Below are 16,502 nucleotides of genomic sequence, written 5' to 3' on the forward strand. Positions count from 1 at the left end.
GATCGTCGAGTCCGGCGGGGGGCGCTGTCAAGGGGTGTGACGCGCTTCGCCGAAGTCCGGCCCGGGGCGCACGTCGTACCTGGTCACAGTCGGCGACCCGGTGGTGTCACTGTGCGTCCGCCCACTGGTAGCGGTGCTCGGGCCGCCCGGTGTCGCCGTATTTGAGCGTCAGGGCGATATGGCCGCTGCGCTCCAGATGCTTGAGGTAGCGCTGGGCGGTGGAGCGGCTGACGCCGGAGCGTTCGGCGACCTCGTGCGCGGACAGCGGGTGCCCGGCCTCGTCCAGGACGCGCCGGACCAGGTCGACGGTGGCCGCCGAGTGGCCTTTGGGCAGCTCGGTGTGGGGGGCTCCGGCGGTCCGGAAGGCGCCGAAGATCCGGTCGACCTGCTCCTGGCCGGCCTCGCCGCGGCCGCCCACCCCCTCGACCGTGCGGCGCAGCGCGGCATAGCCGTCGAGCTTGGCGCGCAGTCCGGAGAAGCCGAAGGGCTTGACGAGGTACTGCAGCGCACCGGAGCGCATGGCGTCCTGGATCGTGCTCACGTCACGGGCCGCCGTCACCATGATCACGTCCGCGCGGTGGCCCAGCTGCCGCAGCCGCCGCACCAGGGCCAGACCGGTCTCGTCCGGAAGGTAGTGATCGAGCAGCACCAGGTCGACCGGCGTGCGCTCCAAGGCGGCCAGGGCCTGGGCGGCGGTGTGGGCGCGACCGGTGACGCGGAAGCCGGGCACCTGGGAGACGTACGCGGCGTTGATCTCGGCGACATGGAAGTCGTCGTCGACGACCAGGACATCGATCATCTCGCCGTTCCGATCGTCGTGGGTGTGCTCGCCTCGCCGTCCAGGGTCGTGGCGAGCGCGTCGGGCAGGACGACGGTGAACACCGCACCGCCGCCCGCGCGGGCGGTCACCCGGGCCATCCCGCCGTGGCGCTCGGCGAGCCGGCGCACCAGCGCCAGGCCGATGCCCCGGCCGCGCCGGAAGGCCACCGGCCCTCCGGAGGCGCGGTCGCCCGGGGCCGGCACCGCGGCCTTCGTGGTCCAGCCCTCGGCGAAGATCCGCTCGCGCAGTTCGGGCGGCACTCCCGGCCCGGTGTCCGAGACCCGCAGCACGGCCGTGGTGCCCTCGGCGCGCAGCTCCACCTCGACGAACGGCTGCTCGCGGCGGCGCCCGGCGGTGGCGTCCAGTGCGTTGTCGAGGAGATTGCCCAGTACGGTCACCAGGTCGCGCGGGTCGACGACCGCATCGGGCAGCAGCGTCGAGGACGACACCCGCAGCGACACCCCGCGCTCGGCGGCGATGGCCGCCTTGCCGACCAGCAGCGCCGACAGCAGCGGGTCGTGCACCCGCTCGGCGATCTGCTCGGCGGACGCCCGGTGGGCGCCGGCCACTTCGGTGACGAACTCCACCGCCTTGTCGTGCCGGCCCAGTTCCAGCAGTCCGCGCACGGTGTGCAGCTGGTTGGCATGCTCGTGGTCCTGGGCCCGCAGTGCGTCCAACAGCCCCTGGGTGCTGTCCAGTTCACGGCCCAGCAGCTCCAGCTCGGTGCGGTCCCGCAGCGTCACCACGGCCCCGCCGTCCCGTGTCGGCACCCGGTTCGCGATCAGCACCCGGCCACCGCACACGGCCAGCAGATCCGTTCCGTCCACGCGTCCGGCCAGCACATCCGTCGTCCGGCCCGGTGGCAGCACCTCGTCCAACGCCCGTCCCGCGGCCCCCGCACCGAGCCCGAGCAGCCGCCCGGCCTCGTCGTTGACCAGCCGGATCCGGCCCCGCCGGTCGAAGGCCACCACGCCCTCCCGGATGCTGTGCAGCATCGCCTCGCGCTCGTCGAGCAGCGCGGAGATGTCGGCGAACGCCACGCCGTGCGTACGGCGGCGAAGACGGCGGGAGAGCACGACGGCGGCCAGTACGCCGACGGCCAGTGCCGCACCGGCGTACCGCAGCACGGTGGGGATGGTGCCCAGCAGCCGCCCCCGGACGCTGTCGTAGGCGATGCCGACCGAGACCGCGCCGACGATCCGGCCGCGGGCGTCGCGCAGCGGCACCTTGGCGCGGGCCGAACGCCCCAGCGTCCCGGTGTCGATCTGCCGCACCTCCTGACCGGCCAGGGTGCGGCTCGGGTCGGTGGAGACGTGCCGGCCGATCTCGGCGGTGCGGGTGTGCGACCAGCGCACCCCGCGGGTGTCCATCACCACGACGTACAGCGCCCCGGTCGCCCGGCGGATCCGCTCCGCTTCCGCCTGCACCGGGCCGCGGGCATCCGGCTCGGTGGCGACGAGCCGGGGTGCGAGGTCGGGATCGGCGGCCGCGGTCTGGGCGATGGACAGCGCCCGCCGCATCGCCTGGTCGTCCAGCTCGGAGCTGAGCGGGGCGAGGAACAGGCTGGTGGCAAGCGCCAGCACGCCGGTGGTGAGGGTCACCTGTGCCGTCAGTACCTGCGCGAAGACGCGCCGGGGCCAGTGGATCCGCATGGGTCTCCCTCGTCTCGGGCCCTCCGCGCCCTCGCGGAACCGACGCCTTCTCCTCAGGGGTTGTCCGATGGGTCGTGGCCGGGCCTCTCAGGCACTGACCCATCGGTCAGACCCTACGCCGCAACGTCCGCGACATGAGCCGTTCGTGACCAACTGCCCACCCCCTGTATTGCGGTTGTCGTTTCTAGCGTGAGCAAAACGAGCACAACAGGGTTTGCGCGCAGAAAGGCAGCTTGTGCCCACAAGGCAGGCTGTGGCCCGGATCACTCCTAGCCTCCCGGGCCATGAGCAGCCACACGAGCCCCGCTATCGAACTGCGGGGAACGAGCAAGACGTTCCGGACTCCGTCGGGGGCGCTGCACACCGCCGTCCGGGATCTGGACCTGGTCGTCGAGCGCGGTGAGTTCGTCGCCGTGGTCGGCCCCACGGGGTGCGGCAAATCCACCACGCTGACCCTGATCAGCGGGCTGGAGGAGCCCACCGAGGGCGATGTGCTGGTCGCCGGTGAACCGGTCCGCGGCATCGGCGAGAAGATCGGCTTCGTCTTCCAGCAGGACGCGGTCTTCCCCTGGCGCACCGTGCTGTCGAACGTGATGGCCGGCCCCCGCTTCCGCGGCGTACCGAAGTCCGAGGCCCGGCAGCGGGCGCGCGAATGGCTGGCCCGGGTCGGTCTGGCGGCCTTCGAGGACCGCTATCCGCATCAGCTCTCCGGCGGTCAGCGCAAACGGGTCGCGCTCGCCGCGACCTTCGTCAACGACCCCGAACTCCTGCTCATGGACGAGCCGTTCTCCGCACTCGACGTGCAGACCCGGGCGCTGATGTCGGACGAGCTCCTGGAGCTGTGGTCGGGGACCGGCGCCTCCGTCGTCTTCGTCACCCACGACCTGGAGGAGTCGATCGCCCTGGCCGACAAGGTCGTGGTGATGACCGCCGGTCCCGCGACCGTCAAGGAGGTCTTCGAAATCGATCTGCCGCGCCCCCGCCAGGTCGAGTCGGTGCGGCTGGAGCCGCGGTTCATCGAGATCTACCGGGAGATCTGGTCCTCGCTCGGCGAAGAGGTCCGGATCACCCGCGAGAGGGGTGCCGCGGATGCCGCCTGAGACCGTGCCCGCACGGCGCGTCGGGATGACCAAGTCCGTTGCGGGAAGCGACCGTTCGCGGGAGCGGGAGCGGGCGCGCACCGCCCGCAACCACCGGCTGCTGGTCCACGGTGCGCGGGTGCTGCTGCTCGTCGGGCTGATCGCCCTGTGGGAGTGGCTGGCCCGGGCCGCGGTGATCGATCCCTTCAACTTCTCGATGCCCTCGAAGATCTGGGACCAGACGACCCAGTGGGCGCTGCACGGCACCCCGCAGGGCTCGTTGTGGGAGCAGATCTGGTACACGCTCTACGAAGCGCTGCTCGGCTGGGTCATCGGGGTGACGGGCGGGGTGGTGCTGGGCATCGCGCTCGGCCGGATCCGCTTCCTCGCCGATGTCCTCGGCCCCTACATCAAGGTCCTCAACGCGCTGCCGCGGATCGTGCTCGCCCCCATCTTCCTCATCTGGTTCGGCCTGGGACCGGCCTCCAAGGTCGCCTCCGCCGTGGTCCTGGTCTTCTTCCCGGTCTTCTTCAACGCCTTCCAGGGCGCCCGGGAGGTGGACCGCAACCTGGTCGCCAACGCCCGGATCCTCGGCGCTAGCAGCCGCCAGGTCACGCTGCGGGTCGTCATCCCCTCCGCCACCTCATGGATCTTCACCAGCCTGCACGTCAGCTTCGGCTTCGCGCTGATCGGCGCGATCGTCGGCGAGTACATCGGCGCGACCAAGGGCCTCGGCCTGCTGGTCTCGGCGTCGCAGGGCACCTTCAACGCGGCCGGTGTGTACGCGGCCATGGCGATCCTCGCCGTCGTCGCACTGCTCGCCGAAGGGCTGCTGGCCTTCCTCGAAAGGCGGCTCTTCCGCTGGAAGCCGGCCGACGCCACCAGCCGCTGAACTCCCCGTATCCCACCACACCTTCCTCCAAGGACGTCATCATGCGTACGCACCGCAAGCTGCCGGCCGTCGCGGCCGCCGCCCTGCTCGCCCTGACCACCCTCACCGCGTGCGGCGGCGGTGGCGCGACGACCTCCGCTGCCGACGGCGGCAACGGCAAGATCAAGATCATGGTGGGGGGCCTCGACAAGGTCATCTATCTGCCCGCCAGACTCACCCAGCAACTCGGCTACTTCGAGGACGAGGGCATCCACGTCACCCTGCTCACCGAACCGGCCGGCGTGCAGGCCACCACCTCGCTCGTCTCCGGCGACGTCCAGGGCGTCGTCGGCTTCTACGACCACACCCTCGATCTGCAGGTCAAGGGCAAGCAGGCGGAATCGGTGGTGCAGCTCGCGCACGCCCCCGGGGAGGTCGAGGTCGTCTCGAACCAGGCGGCCGGCGAACTCACCTCGCCCAAGGACTTCAAGGGCAAGAAGCTCGGGGTCACCGGCCTCGGTTCGTCCACCGACTTCCTGACCAAGTACCTCGCGGTCAAGAACGGCGTGCGGACCGACGAGTTCACGCCGGTGGCGGTCGGCGCCGGCCAGACCTTCATCTCCGCCATCCAGCAGGGCTCGATCCAGGGCGGAATGACCACCGATCCGACGGCCGCGCAGATCGTGGACAAGAAGCTCGGCAAGGTCCTGATCGACATGCGCACCCCCGAGGGCTCGAAGGAGGCGCTCGGCGGCCCGTACCCCTCCTCCAGCCTCTACATGAGCACCGACTGGGTGAACAGCCACAAGAAGGAGGTGCAGAAGCTGGCCAACGCCCTGGTGAGGACCCTCAAGTGGATGTCCGCGCACACCCCCGAGCAGATCGCCGCGAAGATGCCGTCCGACTACGCCCAGGGCGGCAAGCAGCTCTACGTCCAGGCCATCAAGGACACCCTGCCGATGTTCACCAAGGACGGGGTGATGCCGGCCGACGGCCCCGCCACCGTCGAGCGCGTCCTGAAGTCCTTCAACCCCAACCTCAAGAACGCCACGGTGGATCTGAAGAAGACCTACACCACCGAATTCGTCAAGAAGGCGGGCTGACCGGCCGGCGGCACGCGCCCCCGGTCAGACGAAGTTGATCTCCGCCCGGCCCAGCAGCGGATCGTCGACCAGCTGCCACAGCGGGACCGCGAAGTTGCCGAAGCCGTAGCGGCCGCCGAAGTGCAGTCCGAGCACGCGGTGGTCGGTGAGGTCGATGACCGGGGAGCCGCTGTTGCCGCCCAGCGTGGAGCAGTCGTGCTTGATGACGTTCCGGTCCGGCACCAGCTCGGTGGCGGTGCCGGGCTGGAGCCGTTTGACGTTGTAGATGTCCATGAAGATCCGGCGCATCGACTCCGGTTCGTTGCGCCGGCCGTCGTACGCCGGATAGCCGACGCAGTACACCGGGCGCCCGGGCAGGTCGCCCGGCGCGTCCGCGGCCACCGCCAGGGGAGCGGGCAGCGTGCCGCCGTCCGACGGCGCGACCCGCAGCAGCGCCAGATCGACGTCCTCGTGGATGCCCAGGATCTCCACGACGTCGAAGGAGGGGCCGCCACCGGGCTCGGCGCCGCCGTACTCCTCACCCATGTCGACGTTGGCGCTGACGCCCGGCTGGAAGGTCCAGTCGGCGCCGCCCCCGCGGGCGAACTCCGCCGCTACATGACGGTTCGTCAGCACCACGTCCGGGCCGACCAGGAACGCCGTTCCGAGCCAGTCCAGACTGATGTGCCCGGTCAGCTCGACCCGTCCCACCCGGGCCAGCGACTCCCGGATCGCCGCCCGGTGCCCGTCGAGCACCGCCCAGTCCCCCTGCTGCGGCGCGAAGTCGTGGTTCTGGACGAGGATGGCCGGCCGGCCCTCCAGCAGCACGATGGCTTCCATGCCGAAGGACTCGTCGTCGCTGATCTCGTCGTCGCGGCCCTCGGCGAGCTTCTCCAGACCGCTGACGCCTGCCGACAGCACCCGGGTGCGCTCCTGCTGGGCGAACTGGGAGATCTGCCCGGCAGGCAGCTCGTCCGCCGGCAGCTCCTCCAGGGACTCGGGGATCTCCCAGGACAGCCCGTCCCGCACCCGTGCCGCGACCTCCCGCAGGTCCGAGAAGACCTGCTGCGGCCCGGCCGCGACCGGTGATCTGCTCCCTCTGTGCATCTTGCCCTCCTTGGACTGTGGCCCCCGCTAGACCGCTGCCTGTGCCGCGGCGATCTCGGCATGGACACCGGGACTGGTGGTCTCCAGATGGCGCATCACGCTGCGCATCTGGGTGCCGACGTTGACGAACGCCGTGGTCCTGCCCTGGAACTGCACGTTCTCCACCCGCCGCGTGCCCCGGTGGAGCGCCACCACCTTCCAGTCGTCGGTCAGTACGGGCGAGCCCGAGGACCCGCCGCGGGTGTCGGTGAAGTAGCGGACGTCCTGCTCGTCCGCCTCGTAGACGAGGTTGTTGCGCAGCGCCACCCGCTTCGGCCGGCCGCCCGGATGCTGGATGATGTTGACGGCCACGTAGTCGCCCCGGGCGACCGCCAGCGGTCTGTCCGCCAGCCTCAGCACCGGCCGGGCGGGGCCGGGGGCCAGCCGCAGCACCGCGTAGTCGAGTGCGGCGTCCGCGGCGAGGAGTTCGCTGACGGTGGCCTCCTCCGTCTCCACCTCGTCGGTGTCGAAGTCGAACCGGGCGGTGGTGTGCCGGGCCTGGAGGCGTAGATCCGCGCTGTCGGCCATCGGCCGCCCCGTGCCGGTCCCGGCCCGGGCGTTGACCACATGGTGGTTGGTGACCAGCAGGTCCGGGGCGATCAGCCACCCGGTACCGGAGTGCGGGAAGCCGTTCGGCTGCAGCGGCGCGCCCCCCTCGTACGGCGGCACCTTGATCCGGGCCACCGCCCCGCCGGCCAGCTCCCCGCCCCGCAGAAATCCGATCGGGACGGTGTCGTCCCGGTGGATGATCTCCTCCTTGATCTCCGCCGCCGGAGTGGGCAGACCCGCCAGCACATCCGGCTCCCCGCCCGCCTTGCGGGCCACCTCGTCCAGGGCCCGCTGGAAGACGGTGAGCGGCTCGGCCTCGGTGGTCTCGGCTACCGCGTTGCGCAGCCAGATCTCCAGCGGCACCGAGCCGTCCACCAGCCGCTCCACCCGGTTCATCTCATTGAGGTCCGAGCGCACCTGACGGCCGGGCGCGGGGTTGAGCGGAAGGGTGCCGCGGTAGCGGGGCATGATCCCGTCGAGCAGCAGCGGCCGGACGGTGGGGTCGGCCAGTCCGGTCTCCACGGCGGCGTCCAGCAGCCGTTGGATCTCGTCGGTGGAGAGATAGGTGTTCACCGTTCACCGCTTTCCGCCGGGGCACTCCCGGGCACCGGCGTGTGCTGGACGATCCGGGAGGCGGCCGCCGGGCGGCCCGTGCTGCCCACTCCCATGGCCGCCGCCACTCCGGCGACGATCTCCCCGCTCTCGTCGGGCGTGGCCAGCAGCCGCCGGGCCAGCTCGTCGAGCGTGCCGCGGTCGCGGGCCAGCCGCAGGATCCCCGCGATGCTGCTGGGCGCCCCGCCCGCCTCCGGCCGGGTCGGCCCCGCGGCCTCGTTGAGGATCTCCATCACGGCGCCCAGCAGCGCCGGTTGCCGAAGTGTCGCGCGGCGCATCGCCGCACCGAGCGCGTCCAGCGTCTCGTCGTCGGCGGACAGGCCCACCACCTCCAGCGCATGGTCCAGCGCCCCGGGCTCCAGCTCGTAGATCTGCGAGGCGACCGCGCGCACGAGGACGGGCTGATCGGCGAGTACATGGTCGGGCAACTGCCGCAGCCGCTCGGCGAGCTGCTCATCCGCCTCCAGGTCCGCGCCGCCGTCGCCCGCGGTCAGCTGCGCCTGCGCCAGCAGCGCGCCCATCGCCTCCAGGTCCTGTCCCAGGCCGACGGCGACGTCCTCCGCCACCCGCAGGTCCCGGCCGGCGCTCTCGCGGTCGCCGGCTTCCTCCGCGAGCCGGGCGGAGAGCAGCAGCAGCTCCAGATGGCGCTCCCCGCACCCCGCGCGCTCCGCCGGACCGAGGGCCTGCGCCACGGCCGCACGGGCCTCGGCCAGCCGTCCGAGCCGGGCGAGCGTCTCGGCGAACAGCGCGTGCAGCGGGCTGCAGGGAGTCCACGGCCGGCGCCGGCCGATCCGCTCGAACGCCGCCTGTGCGAACCCCTGTGCCAGCAGGTCCTCCACCTCGCGGGCGGCGATCCGCTCCCAGTCCTCCTGGTCGGCGCCCGCCGCCACCTGGTCGGGTGTCCCACCCCCGAGCCGGGCCGTGAGCAGCCCGGCCGCCCGGGGCGTCATGTCCTGCTGGGCCCCGGCCAGATACCGCTCGACGCCCGGCAGCCACCGCTCCTCCACCGAGCGCGGGTTCTCGTCCAGCCGCAGCCGGTGGTAGATCTCCTCGGCCCGGGCCTCCAGCCCGTCGCGTGCGGCGTAGTAGTCGACGGCGCGCCGTTCGACGGCCCGCATCACCTCGGTACGCTCGCCGCCCGGCAGCCGCAGCATGATGGCGCGGACGTCGCCGCGGTAGCGCACGGTGTCCGGGCCGGCCGGCTCGACCATGTCCAGGCGGCTCAGTTCGTCGAAGAGCGCACGGGCCCGGTCCGTGGTCGCCGCCGGCAGCCCGCAGGGTTCGGCGAGCACCTCCTTGATGACCTCCGGGGTGATCACCCGCAGCACCAGGCCCGGGTGGGCGAGCCGGCGGACGTCCTCGTCGGCGATGTGACCGAGGATCCGGTCGTAGAGGATGCCCTGGACCAGCAGCTGGTCGACGTGGCGGAAGCCCTCGCGGCGGCGTTCGGGCAGGCTGCGGATCAGCTCGCGGGTCCGCTCGGGCTCCGGCCCGGCGAGCGTGGCGGCCCGGGCGGCCAGCCGCAGGCTGAGCGGATGGCCGCCGACCCGGTCGGCCAGCGCCCGCGCCAGCTCCGGGTCCTCGACTCCGCAGGACAGCAGCATGTCGACGGCCGCCTCCGGGGCGAGTTCGCCGAGTTCGATGTCGAGCGGGGGCGTGGCCCTCGCCGGATGCTCCACCGGCGCCCGCCCGGAGACGATGAACCGCAACCCCGGATAGACGCTCTGCAGCGAGCGGAAGATCGCCCACATCCGTCCCACCACAGGTGATCCGCGGTACTGCGCCTCCTCGAACGAGTCGACGGCGATCACGAACGGCGGGTCCGGCTGACTCGGGTCGGTCTTGCCGTCGGCGACCGCCCGGACCAGGACGTCGGCGACCCGCCGGATCAGATCGGTCTCCCGTCCGGCGGCCAGCATCTGGAACTGCTGGGAGGAACGGCGTCCCAGCACCGCCCGGGTGGTGGCGAGTTGCCGCAGCTGGGTCACCCGGTCCTGCCCCTCACGCTGGCTGCGGACCACCTGCTGGGCCTCGTCCGCCAGCGCGTCCAGCTCGGCGCGGTGGGCCGGGTACTGGACACCGAGCTGCCGGGCGGCCTCGGCGATCAGGGTGACCGGCTCCCGGAGCGAGAGGGTGGGCCGCGCGAAGTCGATGTACGCGAAGGGGAAGCCGTCGCCGAGACCGTGGGCGCCGTCGAGCACGAACTTGGCGAGGAGGGTGCTCTTGCCCATGCCGTCGGGGCCGTGGATGACCAGCGGCAGCGCCGGCTCCAGGCGGCCGCCGGCGGGGGCGTCGAAGGGCTGCTGCCCGGACAGGGCGGACAGGCCGGCATAGCGCCGCAGCTCCGCCAGTTCGCGGTCCCGGCCCTGGAACGGCTGCCGCACGAGGCGTTCCAGCGGCTCCAGCAGGCGGGCCCGCTCCAGGGAGTGCTGCAGCTCGGCGGTGTCCGGAAGGCCGGTCATGCCCGGTACCCGGGACAGCCACAGCACCGCCTGGAGGACGTCGGTCAGTTCGTCGGCGGACATCCGGTCGGTGGCCGGCGGGCCGCCGGACAGGAAGGCCAGCGCGAAACGCTCCGGTCCGGGCCCGGCGGGAAGCTGATCGAGGTTGCACTCCAGGACCCGCCGGGCCGCCGCGGGCCCGGCCAGCCCGCGTAACGCCTCCTCCCGGACGTCCGAGGCCAGGGCCCACTCGGCCCGGTCCGGCATGCCCAGGGTCGTGCAGTCGTCGACCAGCTCCAGGGCCGCGGAGCCGGCCGGCCACTCCTCCCCGGGCAGTTTGAGCCGGCGGGGATCGAAGCGGGCCAGCAGACAGGCCGCCTCCCGGTAGGCCCGGCGGACCGCGGGCACATCGGGGGACCGGTCCTCGCCGGTGCGCAGCGCCGCCCGTAACCGGGTGGCGAACAACTCCCGTACGTCGCAAGGCGGTTCGGTCGACCGCTCAGAGGGATCGATAGACACGGATGGCCCCCTCTGCGGCCGTGCAGATCCTGCGCATATAGCTTTCGCCGTGCCGGGCGTCCGCGGTGGAGGCGTGCAGCACCTCCGCGACGGCCACGTCCACGAGTTCGGCGATGGTGGCTTCCCGGGCGTCGCCGCTGCCGAGGAGCGCGGGCGGCGACTCGTGGAAGACCTGGTCGAAGAAGGTCCGCAGATCGCCGGGTTCGGCCACCCGGGCGGTGTCCCGGCAGATGTTTCCCCGCAGGTCGTGGGGGAGCTCCGGCATCGAGCGCCCGTACCCCAGGAGCACCAGGCGGGGCGCGTCGTCGCCCCGTACGTCGGCGTGCTCGTAGATGGCCATGGCCAGCTGCCCGATGAAGTCCCACACATCGGAGCTGGGGTCGAGCTTGTCGCACTCGTCCAGGACCAGCCACAGGCGTTCCTCGGAGGCGGTCGCCCGCCCGGCCACCCAGTGCGCCGCCTCGTCGATCGACGGGAGCAGGTCGTCGAGGCCGGTGGGGTGCGGCGCGGAGGCCCCGGCGTGCGGACCGGCGACGAAGTCGGCCAGCCGCCGGACGACCCGGGCGGCGGTGGAGGTGCGTGACAGGGTGACCCGTACGGGACGGAATCCGCAGTGCTGACCGATGTGGCGCAGAAAGCCGTAGGTGTAGGACCGGCCGCTGTCGGGCTCGCCGTCGACCAGCAGAATGAACTTGTCGGGGTCCGCGATGAACCGGCGCAGGGTCTCCCGCAGGTCCGCACGGTCGATGAAGGCCTCGGTGCCGTTCTTCAGGACGCAGGTGCGGAAGTTGTCCTGCGCGTTGTGGGCGCGTAAGTCCTCGCGCAGCCGGTCCCGGAACTCCTCGGCCTTCCTCACCTGCGGCAGCACCCGCAGCCGGTCCTCCTTGGTGAGCGCCTCGACGAGCCTGAGCTGCCCCTGGATGTCCGTACGCGACTGGTGCACCAGGGCGCGGGCGTTGTCGGAGCTGACGCGCCCCAGCGGCAGCGCGGCGATGAATTCCGACGGGAACCCGTGTTGGGCGAGCTGGGCGTGCGGCTCGACGTTGTCGAGCAGATAGGTCTGCGCCCAGTCGGTGACCAGGTCCCACTCCGTCTCGTCCAGCGGCACGTCGCACCTACCCCGCACCGTCGTCGAAGATCCGCTGAACCGGCTCCCTGACCTGGCGCTGGGACAGGTACTCGGTGACGCCGTGGTGGTTGCGGCTGTCGTTGGTGACCAGCAGATCGGTGACCTTCTCCTGCGGCGCGTACTCGGGCCGCAGGGTGTGGTCGAGCGCCACCAGGTCCCGCAGGTCCGAGGCGTTGCGCCAGGCGGCCACGCCCGCCGGAACCGCCGGCGGCCGCGCCAGATGGTCCTGCACCTCCGCGATGGCCAGCGGGGAGCCGACGGTGACCAGCAGCTCCACCTCCCGCCCCTGCTCCATCAGCACCTCGTAGGCGATGATCGTGCCCAGGCTGTGCCCGACGACCACGAGCGGGCCGCCGTCCGGGCCGTCCAGCGCCTGTGCGACCACCTGCCGCATCGCCGGGCCCGCCCCGCCGAAGAAGTAGGCGTGCACATCCTGGAACGCGTGCTTGACCAGCAGCCGGAACAGCGCAGTCCGGCCCGACTGGGGCAGCGGCAGCGCCTCCAGCGGCAGCTCCGCGCCGGGCTCCTCGCTCTCACCGGCGTGGGCCAGCGTGTCCGCGAGGTAGGTCATGTCCCGCAGCCAGTCGGCCAGGGCACTCTCCTCGAGGCCGGCGCGCCCCTCCAGCCCGAGGTCGCCGGCTTCCCGCCGCGCCTCCTCCAGCGTCCGCGCCACGAAGTCCTCGGGCGGCTCGGCCTCGGCGCGCTCGGCCAGCGCCGGCAGCTCCTCGATCAGCTCCGGCCCGCCGTCCAGCGGGTCCGGCCGCAGGTCGGGCAGCGGCGTCGGATACCGCAGCGGGGCCCAGTACGCCATCCGCGACGCCGCACCCATGTCCCGGCCGAACAGCGCCGCGTCCCACTGGGACTTGAGCAGCTCCGCGCGCGGCTTGTTCCCGTTTCCGTGGACGTAGACAACCGTGGGTGGCATTGCGCTTCCCTCCGCGCCTCAGCGCTGCATCATGATGTCGTCGTGGGAGGCGAGGCGCTTCCAGCGCTCGCCCGGGGCGCGCACGGCCGGCATCAGATCGGCGGCCGGCAGCGGCCCGAGGTCCAGCGAGGTCAGCTCGACGACGTCCGACACCGGCACCTGGAACGTCCGGAAGGCGCCCAGGGGAGGCGGCGCCCCCGGCGTCGCGCCGGCCAGCGCCCGCTCGGCGTCCCGGGTGAGGTCCGGGCTCTGGTCCAGGACGTACGCCGTCGCCGCCAGCGATCCGTCCTGCAGGAACGCCGCCACCTTCCAGAAGCGCAGCGGTACTTGGACGCCCCGGTACGGGGGGTCCGAGTCGTGCAGCACCGGTCCGGTCAGCACGGTCAGTTTGCGGTCGAACGTCGCGGCGTGGTCGAGCAGGAAGTTCTCCAGCCCCTGCCACAGCTGCTTGCCCTGGTTGAAGACATCGGCCTGCGGGGCGGCGTTGGTGTAGTGGAAGGTGTCCGCGTTGGCCTTGTTCGCCTCCGTGGCCTCGCCCCATACGGGATCGAGCCGGCGCACCAGATGCCCCTTGTCCAGGGAGTTGTCGCGGTACACCTCGTCACCGGTCTGGTGGTGCTCGTCCAGCCGCGGATCGAAGCGCCAGCTGCTCTCCCGGGGCACGTGTTCCACCAGCAGGCGCCCGTCGATGCACACCGCGGTGGCGGCCGCCATCCGCCGGTCCGGGCGCAGGAGGACGGTGAAGTGGGTGTACGGCAGGACCACGGACCGCACATCGGGGCTGGTCGGCGTCGGCAGCGGGACCGGGACGCCGAGGAAGTTCTCGTCGTAGCCCGCTCGGTCGGCCAACGGATCCCGGGACTCGATCCGGGCCGTCGACCCACCCGACCGCGGGGAATCTGATGGGATCATGTGTCCACCGGTTCCCGGTGGCGCGGACCACCGAATCGGTGCCCCGCGGGAAGCCACTCGAACAGCCGGGGCGTCCCCGGCGACCCGCCGGGAGGGGCCCGTTCAGGCGGTTGGGCAGCGCGCCGCGTTCAGCGGCCGACGGCTCACGGAACGCATCCAGGCGTTGCCCGTCACCCCGCCGTCCCCAAGGAGCACCACCATGCCGACCGGCCTCTCCCTCCACGTCGGACTCAACCAGGTCGATCCCGACAGGTACGGCGGCTGGGACGGCCGGCTCGTCGCCTGCGAGAACGACGCACACGACATGGCGCGGCTGGCCCACGGAGCCGGGTTCGACGACACGACCCTGCTCACCTCGGACGGCACCGTGCGGAACATCACCGCCGAGCTGCGGGCGGCGGCCAAGGCCCTCAAGAGCGGCGACATCCTGCTGTTCACCTACTCCGGACACGGCGGACAGGTCCCGCACACCGACGGCCGCGACGAGGAGCCGGACGCGTTCGACGAGACCCTGGTGTTCTACGACCGCGAATTCCTCGACGACGAGTTGCACCGGGAATTCGGGCGCTTCGCCCAGGGAGTCCGCATCCTGGCCCTCCTGGACTGCTGCCACAGCGGCACCGCCATCGAGCTGCCCGGCGGGGACGAGCAGAACGCACGCCTCATGCCGGTCCCCAAACAGCAGGAGATCTACCAGCGCGACAAGGAGTTCTTCCAGGAAATCCAGCGCGATCTCGCCGCGGGCAAGGGGCGCGAGCGCTCCGCCGACGCACTTCTCATCTCCGCCTGCCAGGACGATCAGCTGGCCTCCGACGGCGACGTCAACGGCGAATTCACCGGAACTCTGCTGAAGGTCTGGGACAACGGGGCATTCCGCGGTGGCTACCGCAGCTTCCACCTCAACATCCGACACAATATGCCGCCCACCCAGGTGCCCAACCTCTATGTGACCGGTCAGCCCGCCGAGGGGTTCCTGGAGCAGCAGCCCTTCACGGTGTGAGCGCGTACCGCCTGCACCCGTGCGAGGCCACACGCGGACGGGACGCGGCCCTCAGGCCGCGTCCCGTTCTCACCTGTCGCTCACTCACTCCGCGGGGTAGATGTCCCCGCCCCGCATCATGCTTTCCTGTTCACTCTGGGACTGCAGCCTGCGGGCCTTCTCCTGAAGCCGCTTCCGCTCGTCCGGGTCGCTGGTGCGCTCCGCGGCGGCCTTCAATTCCTGGGCCTTGTCGCGCATCTGCTGGATTCGTGCGCGTGATTCTCCTGAGGCATTCATGTTCTGTCCTCGCACGGTGTAGGGGAGTCGCCTATACCAGCGAATCAGGCTCGGCGGCCGTCGGCACCTCGAAGGGCCACTCTCCCGGCCGCGGAAATCCGCCGGCCGCAACGAAGCCGGATCGTAGGAACCCTCCGACCGCGGCGCGCCCGGGCGTATCGGCGTGTCTCCACCGGATGGCCTTCCTGAATGGCGGGGGCGGCCCAGAGGGACGTTGGCTGAAGCACAGCAGCACAACGTCCGCTGAGTGTCAGCGCTTCTGGTGTTTGACGCTCTCCTCGTTCAGTGGAGACCCTCCATGACATCCGAACCAGCACTTTGTGGGGGCGACGCCGAACTGTCATCGACAGAACACGGCGAGCACATTCCGCCCGACACCCCTGAAAAGAACTCGGCCCGCACCATTCTGTTCGAGGCAGTCACCCATCGGCCCCTGGAGGAAGTCGCCGCGCTTGTGGAACTGCTCAAGCGCAGCGACGACGTTCCCAACCCGGGTGACGAGGCCCTGCGGGTGGCGGTCGTGTCCCGTCCGGTGAGCGAGGTCGCTGCGCTCTTCGACCTGCTCCGGGCCGCCCCGAACACCGTGGAGTCGAGCCATGACGCGCTGCGCGCCGCGGCGGTGGGCAGGTCGGTGGAGGAGGTCGCGCAGCTGATCGAGCTGTTCGACCGCACGAAGCAAGGCGGCGCCGACCTCTTCGGCGGCGCCGGCCCCTACGGCGCCGACTCCCCGCACCTGTCCGACCACTTCCCTCCCGGTCCCGGTGGCCCCATGGAGCCGGAGCCCACCGCGGCCATGCACGTCCTCGACCCCGACGTACGGCCCCTGGGCAACGCCGGGCAGCCGCACGCCGCACGCCGCGAGGCCGCGCCGCAGCACCCCAACCGCCCGCCCTGGGCCCAGCAGCCGGCCGGCCACCCGCCGCAGGGCGGTCCGGGGTGGCAGGCCGCGCACCAGGAGCCCCGGCCGCCCGGCTACGCGCTCCCCGGAGTGCTGCGCTCGGTACTGCGCTGGCCCGCGGCCGCGGCGCTGGCGCTGTGCGGTCTGGGCCATCTGCCGGTGAACTCCTCGCACATGCAGGGCGCGCAGGCCGCCGCCGGGCTCTCGATGGCCATCACCGTCATCTACCTGCTGCTGGCGGGCTGGCTGGCGATGCGCGACACCGCCATGGTCTGGACCGTGAGCGCGGCCGCGGCCATGGTCATCGTCGCCCTGCACGCACTGTCCCGGGCCGGTGTCCTGACACCACTGGGCAGCGGACTGGGCGACACCGCGATGTGGCCCGAAGTGGTCGCGGTGGGACTGGCCATCGTCAGTGCGGGACTCGCGGGGGCGGCGCTGCTGATCCGCCCGCGGCGGGTAGAACCGGTCACGGCCGGAGTATGAGCGGCCGCCGTACAGATGGCGCCCTGGGGGGGGGGGGGGGGGGGGGGGGGGGGGGGGGGGGGGGGGAGGCGGTATCCCTGCCCCCGAAGGAAGAGCAAGAGGAGT

Annotated in this window: 14 protein-coding genes; 5 read left to right on the top strand and 9 right to left on the bottom strand. The window is 72.0% G+C overall.

What is annotated here, in order from left to right; all coding sequences use genetic code 11:
* Positions 1-106: 106 nt before the first annotated feature.
* Together AC0680_RS22780 and AC0680_RS22785 are read right to left on the bottom strand one after the other, a co-directional pair.
* A complete protein-coding gene (locus AC0680_RS22780) occupies positions 107-799 on the bottom strand; it encodes a response regulator (RefSeq protein ID WP_478631629.1) in 693 nt (230 codons plus the stop codon).
* Positions 796-2,472 carry a sensor histidine kinase gene (locus AC0680_RS22785; protein ID WP_478631631.1) on the bottom strand — a complete coding sequence of 559 codons (1,677 nt, stop codon included), beginning with the start codon at positions 2,470-2,472 and terminating at the stop codon, positions 796-798. Before AC0680_RS22785 ends, AC0680_RS22780 begins: the two co-directional genes overlap by 4 nt.
* A gap of 284 nt (positions 2,473-2,756) precedes the next feature.
* Between AC0680_RS22785 and AC0680_RS22790 the strand changes: the two genes are divergently transcribed.
* From AC0680_RS22790 to AC0680_RS22800, 3 genes are read left to right on the top strand one after another with little or no spacing between them, the layout of a single operon-like run.
* A complete protein-coding gene (locus tag AC0680_RS22790; RefSeq protein ID WP_478631634.1) occupies positions 2,757-3,572 on the top strand; it encodes an ABC transporter ATP-binding protein in 816 nt (271 codons plus the stop codon).
* A complete protein-coding gene (locus AC0680_RS22795) occupies positions 3,562-4,443 on the top strand; it encodes an ABC transporter permease (RefSeq protein WP_478631637.1) in 882 nt (293 codons plus the stop codon). The genes AC0680_RS22790 and AC0680_RS22795 overlap by 11 nt, the downstream gene beginning before the upstream one ends.
* A 41-nt stretch (positions 4,444-4,484) precedes the next feature.
* The gene (locus tag AC0680_RS22800; protein WP_478631639.1) at positions 4,485-5,525 is read left to right on the top strand and encodes an ABC transporter substrate-binding protein; all 1,041 of its coding nucleotides are present in this window, start codon (positions 4,485-4,487) and stop codon (positions 5,523-5,525) included.
* Between the two features lie 24 nt (positions 5,526-5,549).
* On the opposite strand, the gene AC0680_RS22805 is transcribed toward AC0680_RS22800, so the two are convergent.
* The 6 genes from AC0680_RS22805 to AC0680_RS22830 are packed head-to-tail and all read right to left on the bottom strand — an operon-like array spanning position 5,550 to position 13,674.
* On the bottom strand, positions 5,550-6,611 hold the full coding sequence (locus AC0680_RS22805; protein WP_478631641.1) for a trypsin-like serine peptidase: 1,062 nt from the start codon (positions 6,609-6,611) through the stop codon (positions 5,550-5,552).
* Positions 6,612-6,638: 27 nt separating this feature from the next.
* A complete protein-coding gene (locus AC0680_RS22810) occupies positions 6,639-7,772 on the bottom strand; it encodes a trypsin-like peptidase domain-containing protein (RefSeq protein WP_478631644.1) in 1,134 nt (377 codons plus the stop codon).
* Positions 7,769-10,771: an ATP-binding protein gene (locus tag AC0680_RS22815; RefSeq protein ID WP_478631647.1), complete on the bottom strand. Its 3,003-nt coding sequence runs from the start codon at positions 10,769-10,771 to the stop codon at positions 7,769-7,771. The genes AC0680_RS22810 and AC0680_RS22815 overlap by 4 nt, the downstream gene beginning before the upstream one ends.
* A complete protein-coding gene (locus tag AC0680_RS22820; RefSeq protein WP_478631649.1) occupies positions 10,752-11,879 on the bottom strand; it encodes a hypothetical protein in 1,128 nt (375 codons plus the stop codon). Before AC0680_RS22820 ends, AC0680_RS22815 begins: the two co-directional genes overlap by 20 nt.
* A 7-nt stretch (positions 11,880-11,886) precedes the next feature.
* Complete coding sequence (locus AC0680_RS22825) at positions 11,887-12,825, bottom strand: alpha/beta fold hydrolase (protein ID WP_478631651.1); 939 nt, start codon at positions 12,823-12,825, stop codon at positions 11,887-11,889.
* A gap of 18 nt (positions 12,826-12,843) precedes the next feature.
* Positions 12,844-13,674 carry a DNA/RNA non-specific endonuclease gene (locus AC0680_RS22830; RefSeq protein ID WP_478631653.1) on the bottom strand — a complete coding sequence of 277 codons (831 nt, stop codon included), beginning with the start codon at positions 13,672-13,674 and terminating at the stop codon, positions 12,844-12,846.
* Between the two features lie 262 nt (positions 13,675-13,936).
* Between AC0680_RS22830 and AC0680_RS22835 the strand changes: the two genes are divergently transcribed.
* On the top strand, positions 13,937-14,737 hold the full coding sequence (locus tag AC0680_RS22835) for a caspase family protein (RefSeq protein WP_478631654.1): 801 nt from the start codon (positions 13,937-13,939) through the stop codon (positions 14,735-14,737).
* An 84-nt stretch (positions 14,738-14,821) separates the two neighbouring features.
* On the opposite strand, the gene AC0680_RS22840 is transcribed toward AC0680_RS22835, so the two are convergent.
* Positions 14,822-15,013: a DUF6381 family protein gene (locus AC0680_RS22840; RefSeq protein WP_384434988.1), complete on the bottom strand. Its 192-nt coding sequence runs from the start codon at positions 15,011-15,013 to the stop codon at positions 14,822-14,824.
* Positions 15,014-15,311: 298 nt separating this feature from the next.
* Between AC0680_RS22840 and AC0680_RS22845 the strand changes: the two genes are divergently transcribed.
* A complete protein-coding gene (locus AC0680_RS22845) occupies positions 15,312-16,397 on the top strand; it encodes a hypothetical protein (protein WP_478631656.1) in 1,086 nt (361 codons plus the stop codon).
* Positions 16,398-16,502 lie beyond the last annotated feature (105 nt).

This window comes from Streptomyces sp. NPDC043738 (genome assembly GCF_056436545.1).

Coding starts and splice junctions, on each gene's coding strand:
- AC0680_RS22780 (WP_478631629.1), bottom strand. CDS start 799: ATGATCGATGTCCTGGTCGTCGACGACGACTTCCATGTCGCCGAGATC.
- AC0680_RS22785 (WP_478631631.1), bottom strand. CDS start 2,472: ATGCGGATCCACTGGCCCCGGCGCGTCTTCGCGCAGGTACTGACGGCA.
- AC0680_RS22790 (WP_478631634.1), top strand. CDS start 2,757: ATGAGCAGCCACACGAGCCCCGCTATCGAACTGCGGGGAACGAGCAAG.
- AC0680_RS22795 (WP_478631637.1), top strand. CDS start 3,562: ATGCCGCCTGAGACCGTGCCCGCACGGCGCGTCGGGATGACCAAGTCC.
- AC0680_RS22800 (WP_478631639.1), top strand. CDS start 4,485: ATGCGTACGCACCGCAAGCTGCCGGCCGTCGCGGCCGCCGCCCTGCTC.
- AC0680_RS22805 (WP_478631641.1), bottom strand. CDS start 6,611: ATGCACAGAGGGAGCAGATCACCGGTCGCGGCCGGGCCGCAGCAGGTC.
- AC0680_RS22825 (WP_478631651.1), bottom strand. CDS start 12,825: ATGCCACCCACGGTTGTCTACGTCCACGGAAACGGGAACAAGCCGCGC.
- AC0680_RS22835 (WP_478631654.1), top strand. CDS start 13,937: ATGCCGACCGGCCTCTCCCTCCACGTCGGACTCAACCAGGTCGATCCC.
- AC0680_RS22840 (WP_384434988.1), bottom strand. CDS start 15,013: ATGAATGCCTCAGGAGAATCACGCGCACGAATCCAGCAGATGCGCGAC.
- AC0680_RS22845 (WP_478631656.1), top strand. CDS start 15,312: ATGACATCCGAACCAGCACTTTGTGGGGGCGACGCCGAACTGTCATCG.